The sequence below is a fragment of the Paraburkholderia sp. FT54 genome, from assembly GCF_031585635.1.
Taxonomy (GTDB): Bacteria; Pseudomonadota; Gammaproteobacteria; order Burkholderiales; family Burkholderiaceae; genus Paraburkholderia.
Genome location: NZ_CP134195.1, coordinates 4,029,958 through 4,045,390 on the forward strand (window position 1 = coordinate 4,029,958; position 15,433 = coordinate 4,045,390).

At 63.1% G+C, this 15,433-nt stretch carries 9 protein-coding genes; 6 read left to right on the plus strand and 3 right to left on the minus strand.

Annotation, left to right across the window (positions count from 1 at the left end; all coding sequences use genetic code 11):
* The first annotated feature begins 32 nt into the window (after positions 1-32).
* The 5 genes from RI103_RS18480 to RI103_RS18500 all read left to right on the plus strand — a co-directional run bounded on the left by RI103_RS18480 (position 33) and on the right by RI103_RS18500 (position 6,098).
* The gene (locus RI103_RS18480) at positions 33-992 is read left to right on the plus strand and encodes an ABC transporter permease (RefSeq protein WP_310813341.1); all 960 of its coding nucleotides are present in this window, start codon (positions 33-35) and stop codon (positions 990-992) included.
* Between the two features lie 673 nt (positions 993-1,665).
* Complete coding sequence (locus RI103_RS18485; protein WP_310813342.1) at positions 1,666-2,436, plus strand: ferredoxin--NADP reductase; 771 nt, start codon at positions 1,666-1,668, stop codon at positions 2,434-2,436.
* A gap of 440 nt (positions 2,437-2,876) precedes the next feature.
* Positions 2,877-3,746 carry an ATP-binding protein gene (locus RI103_RS18490; protein ID WP_310813343.1) on the plus strand — a complete coding sequence of 290 codons (870 nt, stop codon included), beginning with the start codon at positions 2,877-2,879 and terminating at the stop codon, positions 3,744-3,746.
* A gap of 10 nt (positions 3,747-3,756) precedes the next feature.
* Complete coding sequence (rqpR, locus tag RI103_RS18495; protein WP_310813344.1) at positions 3,757-4,413, plus strand: response regulator transcription factor RqpR; 657 nt, start codon at positions 3,757-3,759, stop codon at positions 4,411-4,413.
* Between the two features lie 293 nt (positions 4,414-4,706).
* Positions 4,707-6,098 (plus strand): amino acid permease, encoded by a 1,392-nt coding sequence (locus RI103_RS18500; RefSeq protein WP_310813345.1) that lies wholly within the window; start codon positions 4,707-4,709, stop codon positions 6,096-6,098.
* Here the strand turns inward: RI103_RS18500 and RI103_RS18505 are convergent.
* The 3 genes from RI103_RS18505 to RI103_RS18515 form a co-directional block, all read right to left on the minus strand.
* Positions 6,081-7,712: a glycosyltransferase family 9 protein gene (locus RI103_RS18505; RefSeq protein WP_310813346.1), complete on the minus strand. Its 1,632-nt coding sequence runs from the start codon at positions 7,710-7,712 to the stop codon at positions 6,081-6,083. The two genes, RI103_RS18500 and RI103_RS18505, sit on opposite strands and share 18 nt — an antisense overlap.
* Before the next feature lie 103 nt (positions 7,713-7,815).
* Positions 7,816-9,711, minus strand: coding sequence for a hypothetical protein (locus RI103_RS18510; protein ID WP_310813347.1), 1,896 nt, complete (start codon positions 9,709-9,711; stop codon positions 7,816-7,818).
* A 390-nt stretch (positions 9,712-10,101) separates the two neighbouring features.
* The gene (locus tag RI103_RS18515; protein ID WP_310813348.1) at positions 10,102-14,385 is read right to left on the minus strand and encodes a heme utilization protein; all 4,284 of its coding nucleotides are present in this window, start codon (positions 14,383-14,385) and stop codon (positions 10,102-10,104) included.
* 525 nt (positions 14,386-14,910) lie between these two features.
* Here RI103_RS18515 and RI103_RS18520 point away from each other — a divergent pair.
* Positions 14,911-15,429 carry a 2Fe-2S iron-sulfur cluster-binding protein gene (locus RI103_RS18520; protein ID WP_310813349.1) on the plus strand — a complete coding sequence of 173 codons (519 nt, stop codon included), beginning with the start codon at positions 14,911-14,913 and terminating at the stop codon, positions 15,427-15,429.
* The last annotated feature ends 4 nt before the right edge of the window (positions 15,430-15,433 follow it).

Below are 15,433 nucleotides of genomic sequence, written 5' to 3' on the forward strand. Positions count from 1 at the left end.
CACGCCTCAGAGAAAACCCCGGACTCGAAGCGATGAAAAAGAATCTTCCTATCTTGCTCGCGCTGGCCGCGCTCGTCGTATTCGGTCTCGTGCGCTACGAGCATTTCGGCTCGGCGTACAACATCACGTCGTTCTGGCGCTACAACTCGATGTTCGCGCTCATCTCGGTCGGCATGGCGTTCGTGATCATCACGGGCGGCATCGACCTGTCGGTGGGCACGGTGGCCGCGCTGGCGAGCGTCGTCGCCGCATTGACCAGCGTGTACGGCGGCTGGGTCGCCGTGCTGGCGGGCTGCGCTGCCGGACTCGCGGTCGGCGTGCTGAACGGGCTGATCATCACGCGCCTGAAAATCCTGCCGTTCATCGTCACGCTCGCGACGAGCCTCGGCGCGCACGGCGTCGCGCTGCTGCTCGGCAAGAACGATGCGGTGTCGATCGCCGCCGAATCGAACTTCGGCAATTTCGGTCAAGGCGATCTGTTCGGACTCCCGATTCCGGGGATCGTCGCCGTCGTGGCGGCGGTGGCCGGCTGGCTTGCGCTGCGTAGCACGCGCTTTGGCCGGCATTCGCTGGCGATCGGCGGCAGCGAGGAAGCCGCGCGGCTGATGGGCCTGAACGTCGACCGCACGCTGGTGCTGGCCTATGCGGTGAGCGGCCTGCTCGCGGGCATGGCCGGCGTGATCCTCGCCGCGCAGTTCGGCGCGGGACAACCCAACGAAGGCGTCGGCTGGGAGCTGTTCGCGATTTCGGCGGTCGTGCTCGGCGGCACGCTGCTCACGGGCGGCGAAGGCTCGATCGCGATGACGATTGCCGGCGTGTTGTTGCTTGGTCTGGTGTTCAACCTGCTGAACTTCGAGAACGGGCTCGGATTTATCAGCTTGTCGGCGTACTGGCAGTCCGTGATTCGGGGCGTGTTCCTGCTGCTGGTGATTGTGATGCAGGCTCGCGTGCTCAAGCAGCGCGGGAAAAAGCGAGTCGCGGCGCCGACGTGATTGGCTGATTCACGCGGCGCGGCTGATCGATACGGCGTGACGGGCGACGGTTCGGCTTGTCGCCGCTTTGCCGCACGTTCGCATATCTCGGAGTAATCAGAACGGAAAGCGGCTCAAGCCTTACTCCAACCACGCTCCAGGCATAATCATCCGGTGCTCATGCGTCTTTGTGTACCAAAAAGATAACGGCCGGACCGAGGCTGATAGAAACGCCGTCACGCACACACTACACCTCCCATCACGATCCATTTCCTCACCGTTCGTCGCGCTTTTGCCAGTTTTATCAGCAGGGTCAATGCTGCAGCGCACGGCGGGTTTCGGTATGATCCTGAAACGTTGCCCGAGCGGCGCGCCTACGCGGCGCATGCCGGACAACCGATGGCAGCCGCCCTGCGCGGCGTTTCGCCCATCGCCGCCCCCCTGCTGAAGCGCGTAGCCGCACCACGCCAACGTATTCCGCGGCGCCGATCGCAAAGACAGCCGGCGCCAACGCTTCCAGGTCCGGTAACCCGCTTGACCACGCTCAACCTCCGCGCCGCAGCCCTCAGGCCGCGGGCGCGGTAAAATAGCGGATTGCGCGTGATTCCCATCTGGGTTAGCGCAGCATCGCCCTTGCCGTGCCGGCCGGCTCAAAACGACTGGCCGCCTTTGATTTCGCACTATCCAAGAAGCCATGAGCAACCTGAATTCACAAACCGTCCTGAGCGTCCACCACTGGACCGATACGCTTTTCAGCTTCACCTGCACGCGCGATCCGTCGTTCCGTTTCGAAAACGGCCAGTTCACGATGGTGGGCCTCGAAGTCGACGGCAAGCCGCTGATCCGCGCCTACAGCCTCGCGAGCGCGAACTACGAAGAACACCTCGAGTTCCTGAGCATCAAGGTGCAGGACGGCCCGCTCACGTCACGTTTGCAGCATCTGAAGGTCGGCGACGAAGTCCTGATCGGCAAGAAGCCGGTCGGCACGCTGATGGCCGACAACCTGCTGCCGGGCAAGACCCTGTGGCTGCTGTCCACCGGCACGGGCCTCGCGCCGTTCATGTCGATCATTAAAGATCCGGACATTTACGAGCGCTACGAGCGCGTCGTGCTCACGCACACCTGCCGTTTCGTCGACGAGCTGGCGTACAAGGAATACATCACGGATCACCTGCCGGCGCACGAGCATCTGGGCGAGCTGGTTCAGGAGAAGCTGCTGTACTACCCGACGGTCACCCGCGAAGCATTCCAGAACCGCGGCCGTATCACTGAACTGATCGAAACGGAAAAGCTGTTCGCCGACCTCGGCGTGCCGGGCTTCTCGCTCGAAAACGACCGCATCATGCTCTGCGGCAGCCCGCACATGCTGCGCGACACGCGCAAGCTGCTCGACGACGCGGGCTTCCAGGAAGGCAGCAACAATGCGCCCGGTCACTACGTGGTCGAAAAAGCTTTCGTGGGCTGAGTCGGGTCGCGATCTTCGCGGTCCGCGCCGCGAAATCAGCAAAAGGAGCCTCCGGGCTCCTTTTTTTTTGCTCAGTTACAAATCGGCGTCGTTGGGCTGACACTCAGCGTCAGCATTCTTCCTACAGACTTTCTGTTGCAAATCATCAACCATTGCGTGAAATGCAGGCGCTAACCCTTGGTGGGACTGCATTTTTTCTTTTAATGAGATATGATCGCGGCGCATCATCAGTCGAATTGACACGCCTGTCATGGCCCGTCCGCCATGTTACTGAATGTAAATTTCGTTACGTCGTATTGTAGCGATTCGCCCGTTGCGTCCTAGGTCCTAGGCGCGGCGGTCTGCACCTGGAGGCCAGAGACCCGCATGCGTTCTTTCGTCTTCGCGCCGCTGATGCGCATCCGCTTCGCTGTCCACAGCGCTTCCTGAGAGGGAAAGTCATGGATACGCCGACTGTCGTCCCGTTCACCGCCCCTCTTCCTTCGTCACCGGCACGTGGCGAATTCGACGCGTCCGGCGCGTTCGCGCCCGCTGCGCTGGCTTCGCCAGCCGAGCGGGAACTCGCGCGGCTGCGCGCCCGGGTGCGCGAACTCTCGGCTGACCTCGTTCAGGCGCAGGAAGCCGCTTGCCGCCATGTGGCGCGCGAGTTGCACGACGGCGTGGGAGCCGAACTGACCGCGACGCGTTTCGCGCTCGCCGGCGTCGAAACCTGGCTGCCCGCCGACGCGCCGCCGCAGTGTGCCGCCGCGCTCGCCGTGGCGAACCGTTCGCTCGACGCCGTGTGCGAGGCCAGCCGTCAGGCTGTCGCGGAAATTCATGCGCCGTCGCTCGAGGCGGGCATTGTCGGGACACTGGCTCACTGGACCGGCGACTTTGCCGCGCGCACCCGGCTGCGCACCAGCTTCGTGTGCGCCGCCGACGTGCGCCTCACGCGCCTGCCCGCCGACGCCGCGCTGGCCGTGTTCCGCGTCGCGCAGGAAGCACTGAACAACATAGCCAAGCACGCGCGCGCCGAATCCGCCGACGTGCGCATCGAAACCAGCCGCCGCCATCTCACGCTGATCATCAGCGACGACGGTGTCGGTATCGCGCGTAACGCCCGCAGCCGCCTTGGCCACTTTGGCCTGAACGGCATGCAGGCGCGCTGCGCCGCTTTCGACGGCACGCTGCGCGTGAGCGCCCGGCGGGCCGACTCGGAGCGTGGTGAGAGCGGCAAAGCGTCGTGCGGCACCCTCGTGCGCGCGCGTTTTGCCTGGGACGCGATGCTGGCGCACCCGCCGCGCGCCGCTCGGCACGCGCTGCAATCGTGAGCACGCCGTCATGAGTCTGCGCATTCTGCTCGCCGACGACCACGCGGTGGTTCGCCAGGGCGTCCGCCAGTTGCTGCTCGACCGCGGCGTGGCAGGCGAAGTCACCGAAGCGCAAAGCGGCGCCGAAGCGCTCGACGCCGCTGCCCGTCACAGCTACGACGTGGTGCTGCTCGACATTTCGCTGCCCGACATGAACGGCGTCGAAGTGCTGAAACGTCTGAAGCGCAAGGCGCCGCGCGTGGCCGTGCTGATGTTCTCGATGTACCGCGAGGACCAGTACGCCGTGCGCGCCCTGAAGGCGGGCGCCGCCGGCTACCTGTCGAAAACCGTCGACGCCGCCCAGATGATCAGCGCGATCAAGCAGGTCGCGGCGGGCCGCAAATACGTGAGCCCGGCGATGGCCGAGGCGCTTGCCGACTACGTTTCCTTCGACGGCGAACAGTTGCCGCACGAAAAGCTCTCCGACCGCGAATATCAGACGATGTGCATGCTCGCGTCGGGCAAGCGGCTGACGGATATCGCCGTGGCGCTCTCGCTGTCGGTGAAAACGGTCAGTGTGTACCGCACGCGGCTGCTCGAGAAAATGAAGCTGCGCAACAACGCCGAACTGACGTTCTATGTGATGAGCAACCGGCTCATCGATCTGAATCCGGCGATGGCGGGCTGACGTCTAGCCGCTGCCGGTGCCGTACGGTGTTCATGGAAAGAACGCGTCCGTTTGCGAGTTTGCAGCGGAGCGATCCCCGCCTCTTGGCCGTATACCAGGCGAAAAGTTTTGCGGCGATTGTCTGCCCGGCGGACGAAAATACCACCCAAATCGTTTCTGCCGGTGATTTTCGGCCCTCCGTATTGGCACTAAAAAGCATATCCCAAAATGGTGCAAGGGCAGGCATCCGTTAAAATTGCGGGTTTCCCGACATTCGGCGCGCAACACGCGTGCACTACTGGAGACTCCCGCCAATGTCCCTGTTTCGCAAAAAGAGCGTCGAGCACATGATCGCCGCGAGTGCTCAGAACGCCGGCCTGAAGAAAGCGCTCGGCGCGCTCGATCTGACCTTCCTCGGTGTCGGCGCCATCATCGGCACCGGCATTTTCGTGCTGACCGGCACGGGCGCCGTGCAGGCCGGCCCGGCGCTGATGATCTCGTTCCTGATCGCGGCGATCGCCTGCGGCTTCGCCGCGCTCGCCTACGCGGAATTCGCCTCGACGATTCCGGTGGCCGGGTCGATTTACACCTATTCGTATGCGACGCTCGGCGAATTGGCGGCGTGGATCATCGGCTGGGACTTGATGCTCGAGTACGGGCTCGCCACCTCGGCGGTGTCGGTGGGCTGGTCGGGTTATCTGCAGTCTTTGCTGTCGGGCTTCGGCGTGTCCTTGCCGTTTGCGCTGACGGCGGCGCCGGGCGCACTGCCCGGTCATGACACGCTCTTTAACCTGCCCGCCTTCCTTGTGATGATGGCGATCACCGCGCTGTTGTCGGTCGGCGTGCGCGAGTCGGCGCGGATCAACAACATCATGGTGGCGATCAAGGTCGTCGTGGTGTTGCTGGTGATCGGCGTGGGCGTATTTCACGTGACGCCGGCCAACTGGCATCCGTTCATGCCGAACGGCTGGAACGGCGTGTTCGGTGCGGCGGCGGTGATGTTCTTTGCGTTCATCGGATTCGATTCAGTGTCTTCTGCGGCGGAAGAGGTGAAGGATCCGAAGCGCGATTTGCCGATCGGGATCATTGCGTCGCTGGGCGTTTGCGCGGTGTTGTATGTGGCTGTGGCTGCCGTGGTGACCGGTATCGTGCCGTCGGCGCAGTTCGCGAATATTTCGCATCCGGTGTCGTATGCGTTGCAGGTGGCGGGGCAGAAGTGGGTGGCGGGCTTTATCGACCTCGGCGCCGTGCTGGGCATGTTGACGGTGATTCTGGTGATGGCTTATGGGCAGACGCGGGTGATTTTCGCGATGTCGCGGGATGGGTTGTTGCCGGCAAGGCTGTCGCGGGTGCATCCGAGGTTTGCTACACCGTTTTTTACTACCTGGCTGGTGGGGATTTTCTTCGGGTTGATTGGGGCGCTGGTGCCGTTGAATGTGTTGGCTGAGCTGATCAATATCGGTACGTTGGCCGCGTTTTCGATGGTGTCGATTGCGGTGCTGGTCTTGCGGAAAACGCATCCGGATTTGCCGCGGGCGTTCCGGTGTCCCGGAGTGCCGGTTGTGCCTGTGCTGGCTGTCGCCGCCTGTCTGTTCTTGATGGTCAATCTTCAGGCGGTGACCTGGGTTGCGTTTGTCGTTTGGCTGCTGATCGGGATGGTTATTTATTTTGGTTATTCACGGCGGCATTCAAAGCTGAGCCAGTGATTTTTTTGCCTGCCTGACGCGTTGCTTTCGTTGTGGTTTTTCATCCTCATCCGATGAATGACCCTTCAACGCAACGCGCGTGAGCGCCTCGACGACCATCGGAACCGTGATCTGCTGCGTCATGCATGCAAACGAGCCGCCGTCCGGACACCAGTCCGAAAACAGCTTCCCGACGCTCAACGTCTGGTTCTGTAGTGCCACATGGAAAGGCGCGATGACAGCCGGGTCCTGCATCTGCCGATAGCAGGGATAGAAGCCGCAAGACGGTTTGACCTCTTCCGCACGCCACTGCGCTTCCCCATGTCGAAATGGCAGCCGACATGAACCGGCGACAGCGGAAAACATCACGACAATGCCGATGTCGCTCGCAGCGGCCAGTTGGACCGGGCCGCTATCCGCGGAAACCAGCACGTCCGATTGCCGCATCAATGCCACGGTTCCTTCGGCGCTCAACGCATTTACCGCGCTGAGCACGCCCGGCACCTCCGTCATCGCGCTGGGATCGCGCAGCTTGTCGCCGCTACCAATCAGCACCACCTGATGGCCCTGGCCGATCAGCGTTTGTGCCAGCTCGGCCCAGCGTTGCACGGGCCACGTGCGATTAGGATCGCCCTGTCCAACGTGAAGTAGCGTACGCACTTGCCGTGGCGCGCGGCTGGGCCAGGAGTCGATCAGCCTCTGCGCATCGGCCGTTGCCGAAGCATCGAGTGTCAGTTCGACATCCTTGAGCGCAGCCTCCGCCGAAACGCCGAAAGCCTGCAGATAAGCATCGACCTGATGCAAACGCGAAAGACCAAAACCAGCGGGATTCAGGTTGACGTGTTTGACGTTCGCGTACTGCTGGCCCACTTCGGCGACATCGTCGACGACGAGATCGACGTGCGGGCACGCTTGCGCCAGAGCGCGAAACGACGGCGACGTGACCATTGCAACAGGACGATCCGAAATCGCCTTCAACGCTTTTGCAGCGCCCAGCGCCATTAGCACATCGCCCATGCCGCTATGACGTTCGATGCAGATCGCGTCCACCGCGCGAAGCGCGTGCCCCGGGCGGAACGGCTTGCGCACGCGCAGTCCGATTTCGATCCACTCCACCACGTTGTTATAGCTTTCGATTGCGTGCAGGAGGGCGGCATCGTCGATGCGGCCTGCTGCGCGTTCCTGTTGCCAGTGCGGGCTCAGGTGGTATTGAGCGCGAGTGCACTCGAAATCCACCTTCAGGTACTTCGCGAGCGGCGTGCCCGGCAAGTGATGTTCTTGCCAAAGCTCCACCGTGGCGAGATCCAGACACTGGAAAAGCTCCGGCAGAATCGGGCGAACGTGCGTTGGATCCGAGAGAAAATCTTTGTGCCGCGGATGAGGTACTTCGATATGAATGATCGCGTCCGGTTTGCAGACACGATAGAGCTCCTGAATGATCGCGAGAAAGGTACTGCCGCTCTGCCCGACGTGTTCAAGAACGTGCTTGAGCAGAATCTCGTCGGCGCAGTTGTCGTCGAGTTTCCAGGGCATTTCCTCCAGGTTCATCACCAGGTCGGGGCGCGCGTCCGGCCACTGATCGACATTCAACCAGCCTTGCCTGTAATCACTTCCGCAGCCCAAATTGATTTTCATAAAGATACCTTCCATCCGGTTTCGCGCAATGCGCGAGACCGACAGTGACATTCGGGGATGATGAGGCAGTCAACGGCAAGGCGAACCGGCCGCGTTCAAGCCATCAGCCGTTCGACTCCGGAACGTCGAGATGCATAAGCGGCCCTTCCAGACGGCTTGCCTCGACCATCATGCTGATCGCATTCTCGAAGTTTCGCGTAAAGCGTTCGGTATCAAAGAGCGGAGCAGTGACTCGATTTGCCGCCAATTCGGCGCGTAGCGCGCGACGGTACTCGGCATCGCGCCCGAAGCGCACCGCGATCCGCACCATGTCATCCGTGTCGGTGCCAACCAGTTCCGGCAGATTTACCGCATTCAGCAGGCTTTCGCTCACGCGCGACGCGAAGTGCCAGCCGCGTGCGGTGATCACCGGAACGCCGGCCCACAGTGCATCGGAGGTGGTCGTGTGGCCGTTACAGACGAGCGTGTCGAGCGCCGCATCCGCGAGTTGCAGACGGGCGATATGCTGGGCAGGCGCCGCGAACCCCGAGAAAAACAGACGCTTCGGGTCCACCCCTGCCAGTTCTGCCTGCAGGCGCAGGTTACGCTCCGCGCTTTCTCCCTGATTCAGCAGCCACAGCACGCTGTCCGGCACCTCGTGGAGCACCTGCATCCAGACACTGAAGCTGGTTCGGTCGATCTTGTAGGACTGGTTGAACGCGCAAAATACAACAGCGTCCATGGGCAGCCCGTGAGCGGCACGCGAACCTGAATCGCCGGCAACCGGACGCTTGCGGTCGTTGCACTGGTACGAGTGCGGCAGCCGGCAAAACTTCTCCGAATAGAACGCGGCGCTGCTATCGGGCGTCACGAACCTGTCGGACACGATGTAGTCGATAAACGGGACCGCCGAGCTGCCGGGAAAGCCGAGATAAGCCGCCTGCAACGGCGCGGGCCGGCACGCCATGATCCCGAGCCGTCCCCAGCCCGTGTGCCCCTTCAGATCGAACAGAATGTCCAACTCGTCGCTGACCATGCGCGCGGCGGCATCCGCATCGCTCATGGCGGTGATGTCGACGTGATGCTCGACCGCAGCCAGAAAACGCTGCCGGTAGACCGACGCATCCGGCGGACTGGAATCGTAGGCAAACACCTCGAATCGCGAGCGATCGTGACACTCGAACAGACCCGCCATCAGATGCATGGTCGCGTGATTGCAGAAGTCCGACGAAAGGTATCCGACGCGAATCCGTGCCCCTGCGGCTTTCGCGCGTGACGCGGTGACGAGCGGATCGACCGAGGGCAGCATCCGCGCAGCGTAGGCCCGGGTAACCTCCAGGTTGTATAGCTCATTCGCACACCAGGTCAGGTGTGTCAGCGGATATTCCTGGGTCGCGCCGTACTGCCCTTGCGCATAGTGTTCGCTGATCCGCAGCTGTAGCGACTCGATCCAGTCCCACTCGCACGTAAAGCGCGCCGGCACCAGTGCCGCGCCGAGAACGGGCGGCTCCGTGCCGCTCGGCCCCACGATCTTCTTGAATACGTTGGCCGCCTCTTCATACAACTCATTGCTTTGCAGCAATAGCGCGGCATTCGACAGGTAATGCGTGTTCACGCTACTCACGAGCAAACGACGCGCAAACGGCACGCCCTCGCGATAGCGGTTTGCATTGAACAGCGTGGTCACCATCGCATTCAGGATTTCATCGTTGCCCGGCTCTTCGGCGACGGCGAAGGTCAGGCACGAGAGCGCCTCGTCGATGCGGCGCTCACTGCCCAGCATCAAGCCCGCGACGAGCCAGTTACGCGCGCCGCCGCCCACCGCGCCGGCCCGGCGGTAAGTTTCGATCGCGCCGGCGTTCTGGCCGGACAGCCGCAACGCTTCCGCCTTGAGCGTCAGCAGCGCAGGATGATTCGGTTGCTGGTCGAGTAGGCTGTTGAGCTGCGTCAAAGCGCTCGCAGTCTGCCCGTTATGAATCTGGTGAATCAGTACGTCGGTCAGGTTGCTTTCAGTGGCCATGCCCAGCCCGGCCTGCTACCGGTCACTAGAAGAAAATGTTAGCTCGCGAGCCCGAGGCGCGCAGTCAATCCGCGCAGCCGCAGCCGCGATGCGCCGCTCTGTCGCCCGTCCGTTCCACCGGTCTTGCTGATCGTGCTGACTCGCAACCGTCCGGTCAACGGTCGAAGGCTTGGTTTCGGCGAGTATATCGAATCGCTCCCGTCGTCAAACGGGGGCGTCCCCAACGAGAAGCGCTCCGACATGATTGAAAAATGGTGAAACGACGGGCGGCATGACAATGCCGCCCGGATGTCCAGCTGAGCTTCTTGCACTGCGTCTGCTGACCCGACCGGTCACGGCGAACCTGACCGCCGTTAGCCGCTATCCGATCGAGCCAGCGACCGCCCGACCTCAGATGTTCAGATACGACACCTGAGTCGTCGACAGCGCCGCAACCTGCGTATTCGACAACGCGGTCACCTGCGTGGTCGTCAACGCAGCGATCTGGGTCGTGGACAGCGCGCCGACCTGCGTGGTCGTCAACGCTGCAACCTGCGTCGTCTTCAACGCAGCGATGTCGCCCGTCGACAGCGAACCGAGTTGTGTCACGCTCAGCGCTGCCACGTCGCTGTTCGTCAGCGAAGCGATCTGACCGGTCGACAACGCGGCGATTTGCGCCGTCGAGAACCCGCCCGAGACCTGGGTGGTGGTCAGCGATGCCACTTGGGCATACGCCAGCGCCGCCACTTGCGTCGTCGACAGAACGGATACCTGGACCGTTGTCAGCGCGGCGACCTGGCTCGTCTTGAGTGCCGCGATGTCGCCCGTCGACAGCGCGCCAATTTGCGACGAACTCAGTGCCGCCACGTCGGTCGTCGTCAACGACGCGACCTGGGTGGTCGACAACGCACCCACTTGCGTCGTGCTCAGCGCGCCCACTTGCGTGGTCGTCAGTGCCGCGACCTGGGTGGTCGACAATGCGCCCACTTGCACCGTCGACAGCGCGCCGACTTGCGCCGCCGTCAGCGCCGCCACTTGCGTCGTCTTCAGCGCCGCCACCTCGCCCGTCGACAACGCGCCGACTTGCACTGTGCTCAGCGCGCTGACCTGGCCGGTCGTCAGTGCCGCGATCTGCGTCGAGGTCAACCCGGCCACCTGCGCCGTCGACAATGCGCCGATCTGCGTGGTGGTCAGTGCTGCCACTTGCGTCGTCTTCAGCGCGGCGATGTCACCCGTCGAGAGCGCGCCGAGTTGCGATGCGCTCAACGTTGCGACATCCGCCGTCGTCAGCGACGCGACCTGGGTGGTCGACAATGCGCCCACCTGAGTCGTGCTCAGCGCCCCAACCTGCGTGGTCGTCAGTGCTGCGACCTGGGTGGCCGTCAATGCGCCAACCTGTACCGTCGACAATGCGCCAACCTGGGTGGTGGTCAGTGCCGCCACTTGCGTCGTCTTCAACGCGGCGATGTCGCCTGTCGACAGTGCGCCCAGTTGCGACGCGCTCAGTGCGGCCACATCGGTCGTCGTCAGCGACGCGACCTGGGTGGTCGACAGCGCGCCGACTTGCACCGTGCTCAATGCGCCAACCTGCGCAGTCGTCAGGGATGCGACCTGGGACGTCGTCAATGCGCCAACCTGCACTGTCGACAACGCGCCAACCTGTGCCGATGTCAGTGCTACCACCTGCGTCGTCTTCAGCGATGCGATATCACCCGTCGACAATGCGCCGACCTGCACCGTGCTCAGTGCGCCGACCTGCGAGGTCGTCAGGGATGCGACTTGCGTCGAGGTCAACGCGCCAACCTGTACCGTCGACAGTGCGCCGATCTGCGTAGTCGTCAGCGCCGCCACTTGCGTCGTCTTCAACGCGGCGACGTCGCCCGTCGACAACGCGCCGAGTTGCGATGCGCTCAGTGCCGCCACATCGGTCGTCGTCAGCGAGGCGACCTGGGTGGTCGACAGCGCGCCGACCTGCACCGTGCTCAACGCGCCAACCTGCGCAGTCGTCAGGGATGCGACCTGGGCTGCGGTCAAGGCGCCGACTTGTGCCGTCGACAAGGCGCCGACCTGGGTGGTTGTCAGCGCGGCGACCTGGGTCGTCCTCAATGCCGCGATATCGCCCGTCGACAGCGCGCCCACTTCAGCCGTGCTCAACGTCGCGACGTTCGCGTTCGTCAGCGCCGCGACCTGACCGGTCGACAATCCGGCGACTTGCGCCGTGCTCAGTGCGCCGACCTGTGCCGTCGTCAGTGCCGCGACCTGCGACGAGGTCAAAGCACCAATCTGCACCGTCGACAGCGCGCCGATCTGCGCCGACGTGAGCGACGCCACCTGGGTCGTCTTCAGTGCCGCGATATCGCCCGTCGACAACGCGCCGACCTGTGCCGTGCTCAGCGCGCCGACCTGGCCGGTCGACAGTGTCGCGACCTGGGTGGACGTCAACGCGCCGACCTGGGCCGTCGACAACGCGCCGATCTGCGTCGACGTCAGCGCCGCCACTTGCGTCGTCTTCAGTGCCGCGATGTCACCCGTCGACAACGCGCCCAGTTGCGATGCGCTCAGTGCCGCCACATCCGTTGCCGTCAACGACGCGACCTGAGCGGTCGACAGCGCGCCAACCTGCGCGGTGCTGAGCGCACCGACTTGCGAGGTCGTCAGCGATGCGACCTGGGTGGCCGTCAATGCGCCAACCTGCACCGTCGACAATGCGCCAACCTGGGTGGTGGTCAGTGCCGCCACTTGCGTCGTCTTCAGTGCCGCGATGTCACCCGTCGACAACGCGCCCAGTTGCGACGCGCTCAATGCTGCTACGTCGCTCGTCGTCAGCGATGCGATCTGCGTGCCCGACAGCGCGCCCACTTGCGTCGTGCTCAGCGCGCCCACTTGCGTGGTCGTCAGTGCCGCGACCTGGATCGTGGTCAATGCGCCAACCTGTACCGTCGACAGCGCGCCGACTTGCGCCGCCGTCAGTGCCGCCACTTGCGTCGTCTTCAGTGCCGCCACTTCGCCCGTCGACAATGCGCCGACTTGCACAGTGCTCAGTGCGCCGACTTGCGCGGTCGTCAGTGTTGCCACTTGCGCCGAGGTCAACGCGCCGACCTGTACCGTCGACAGTGCGCCGATCTGCGTAGTCGTCAGCGCCGCCACTTGCGCCGTCTTCAGCGCGGCGATGTCACCCGTCGACAACGCGCCCAGTTGCGATGCGCTCAATGCTGCTACGTCGCTCGTCGTCAGCGACGCGACCTGCGCGGTCGACAGTGCGCCAACCTGCGTCGTGCTCAGTGCACCAACCTGCGTGGCCGTCAGAGCGCCGACCTGAGTCGCCGTCAATGCACCCACCTGTACCGTCGACAGCGCGCCGACCTGCGCGGTCGTCAGCGCCGCCACCTGCGTCGTCTTCAGCGATGCGATATCACCCGTCGACAATGCGCCGACCTGCACCGTGCTCAGTGCGCCGACCTGCGAGGTCGTCAGGGATGCGACTTGCGTCGAGGTCAACGCGCCAACCTGTACCGTCGACAGTGCGCCGATCTGCGTAGTCGTCAGCGCCGCCACTTGCGTCGTCTTCAACGCGGCGACGTCGCCCGTCGACAACGCGCCGAGTTGCGATGCGCTCAGTGCCGCCACATCGGTCGTCGTCAGCGAGGCGACCTGGGTGGTCGACAGCGCGCCGACCTGCACCGTGCTCAACGCGCCAACCTGCGCAGTCGTCAGGGATGCGACCTGGGCTGCGGTCAAGGCGCCGACTTGTGCCGTCGACAAGGCGCCGACCTGGGTGGTTGTCAGCGCGGCGACCTGGGTCGTCCTCAATGCCGCGATATCGCCCGTCGACAGCGCGCCCAATTCGCTGACGCTCAACGCAGCAACGTTGGCGTTCGTCAGCGCGGCGACCTGTCCGGTCGACAAACCGGCGACCTGCGCCGTCGACAGCGAGACCACTTGCGACGTCGTCAGCGCACCCACCTGGGTGACCGTCAGCGCGCCGATCTGCGCCGTCGACAACGCGCCGATCTGCGCCGACGTGAGCGACGCCACCTGGGTCGTCTTCAATGCGGCGATGTCGGCCGTCGACAACGCGCCGACCTGCACAGTGCTGAGCGAAGCCACTTGGGTAGTCGTCAGTGCCGCGACCTGGGTACCCGTCAATGCGCCAACCTGCGCCGTCGACAGTGCGCCGATCTGCGTGACCGTCAACGCGGCGACCTGCGCCGTCTTCAGCGCCGCGATGTCGCCCGTCGAAAATGCGCCCAATTGCGATGCGCTCAGCGACGCGACGTCGGTCACCGACAGCGACGCGATCTGTCCGGTCGACAGTGCACCCACTTGCACGCTGGACAGCGCACCGAGTTGCGTCGCCGTCAGCGCGGCCATCTGCACGTAAGTCAATGCAGCGACCTGAGTGGTCGACAACCCCTGGATTTGCGCGGTTGACAGCGCGCTCAGCTGGCTCGTCTTGAGCGCAGCGATATCCGAGGTCGACAGTGCGCCGATCTGCGACGAGGACAACACCGACAGCGCGGCCGAACTCAGGCTCACGATATCGGAGGTCGACATCGCGGCGATCTGCGCCGTCGTCAATGCGGGTGCCTGGCTCGATGAAAGAGCCGCGATGTCAGAAGTTGAAAGAGCCCCGATCTGTGTGGTCGTCAGCGCAGCGATTTGCGCCGGCGAGAATGCCGATACGATTGAAGTCATTAGTCATCCCGTAGCTTTGGTTTTTTGCGGCGTGCTTAATACTGTCGTTGTGAACCTCGATTTTTCCAGACCGCCGCCTGGCTCAGACTTGTTATCGGCCAACCATTACCAAATCTTTAGAGAAGTTGCCGAAACTTCCACCCCTTTATGTCTTATGTGTTTTGTTTCTTATAAATCAATCGGTTAGATATTTATCCGGTGCTTCTCCAAGGGTAACTATCTGGAAAAACATCGTGTCAATCCGATGGCAAATCGGCCGCTGGCAGAAAGAACGCGATCCGATTCGGCCAATTCTTTCAAATTACTTTCCAATATGATTGTCAGGCGCTAAAAAGCCTCGATGCGCGGAAGAAGCCAGGAGGGAGCGGCGCCCCGCGCAAAAAACCCCTCATAGCGTGCCAGCCCGATTTGTGCTTTACTTTTCGGCAGCCTTATAAAAAACCGAAGCACCCTAATCGGACCCTACGAAAAGGCAGCGGAAGAAAAAACAAAAGGTCCGGTCTCACCCCATAAGGAGACAACTTCATGGCGATCAGCATCAGTCTGACGGTGAACGGCGCGCCCATCAGCGCCTCAATCGACCCTGGCACCCTGCTTGTCCAGTTCCTTCGAGATCAGTTGCGTCTCACAGGCACTCACATCGGCTGCGACACAGCCCAATGCGGCGCATGCACGATCCACCTGAACGGACGCGCGATCAAATCCTGCAACATCCTCGCCGTACAAGCGGAAGGCGCCGAAATCACCACCATCGAAGGGCTCGCCAAAGACGGCGCACTCCACCCCATGCAGACGGCCTTCAAACACTGCCACGGCCTGCAGTGCGGCTTCTGCACGCCCGGCATGGTGATGAGCGCGGTCTCACTCGTCCAGCGTCAACCGGATCTCACCGGCGACGACGTGCGCGCCCAACTCGACGGCAATCTGTGCCGCTGTACGGGTTATCACAACATCGTCAAAGCAGTGCTCGAAGGCGCCGAAGGCATGAAGTCCGCCGGCTCGGCGAATGCCAACGCGCAAGCCAACGCACCGGCCACCGCCTGAGGAG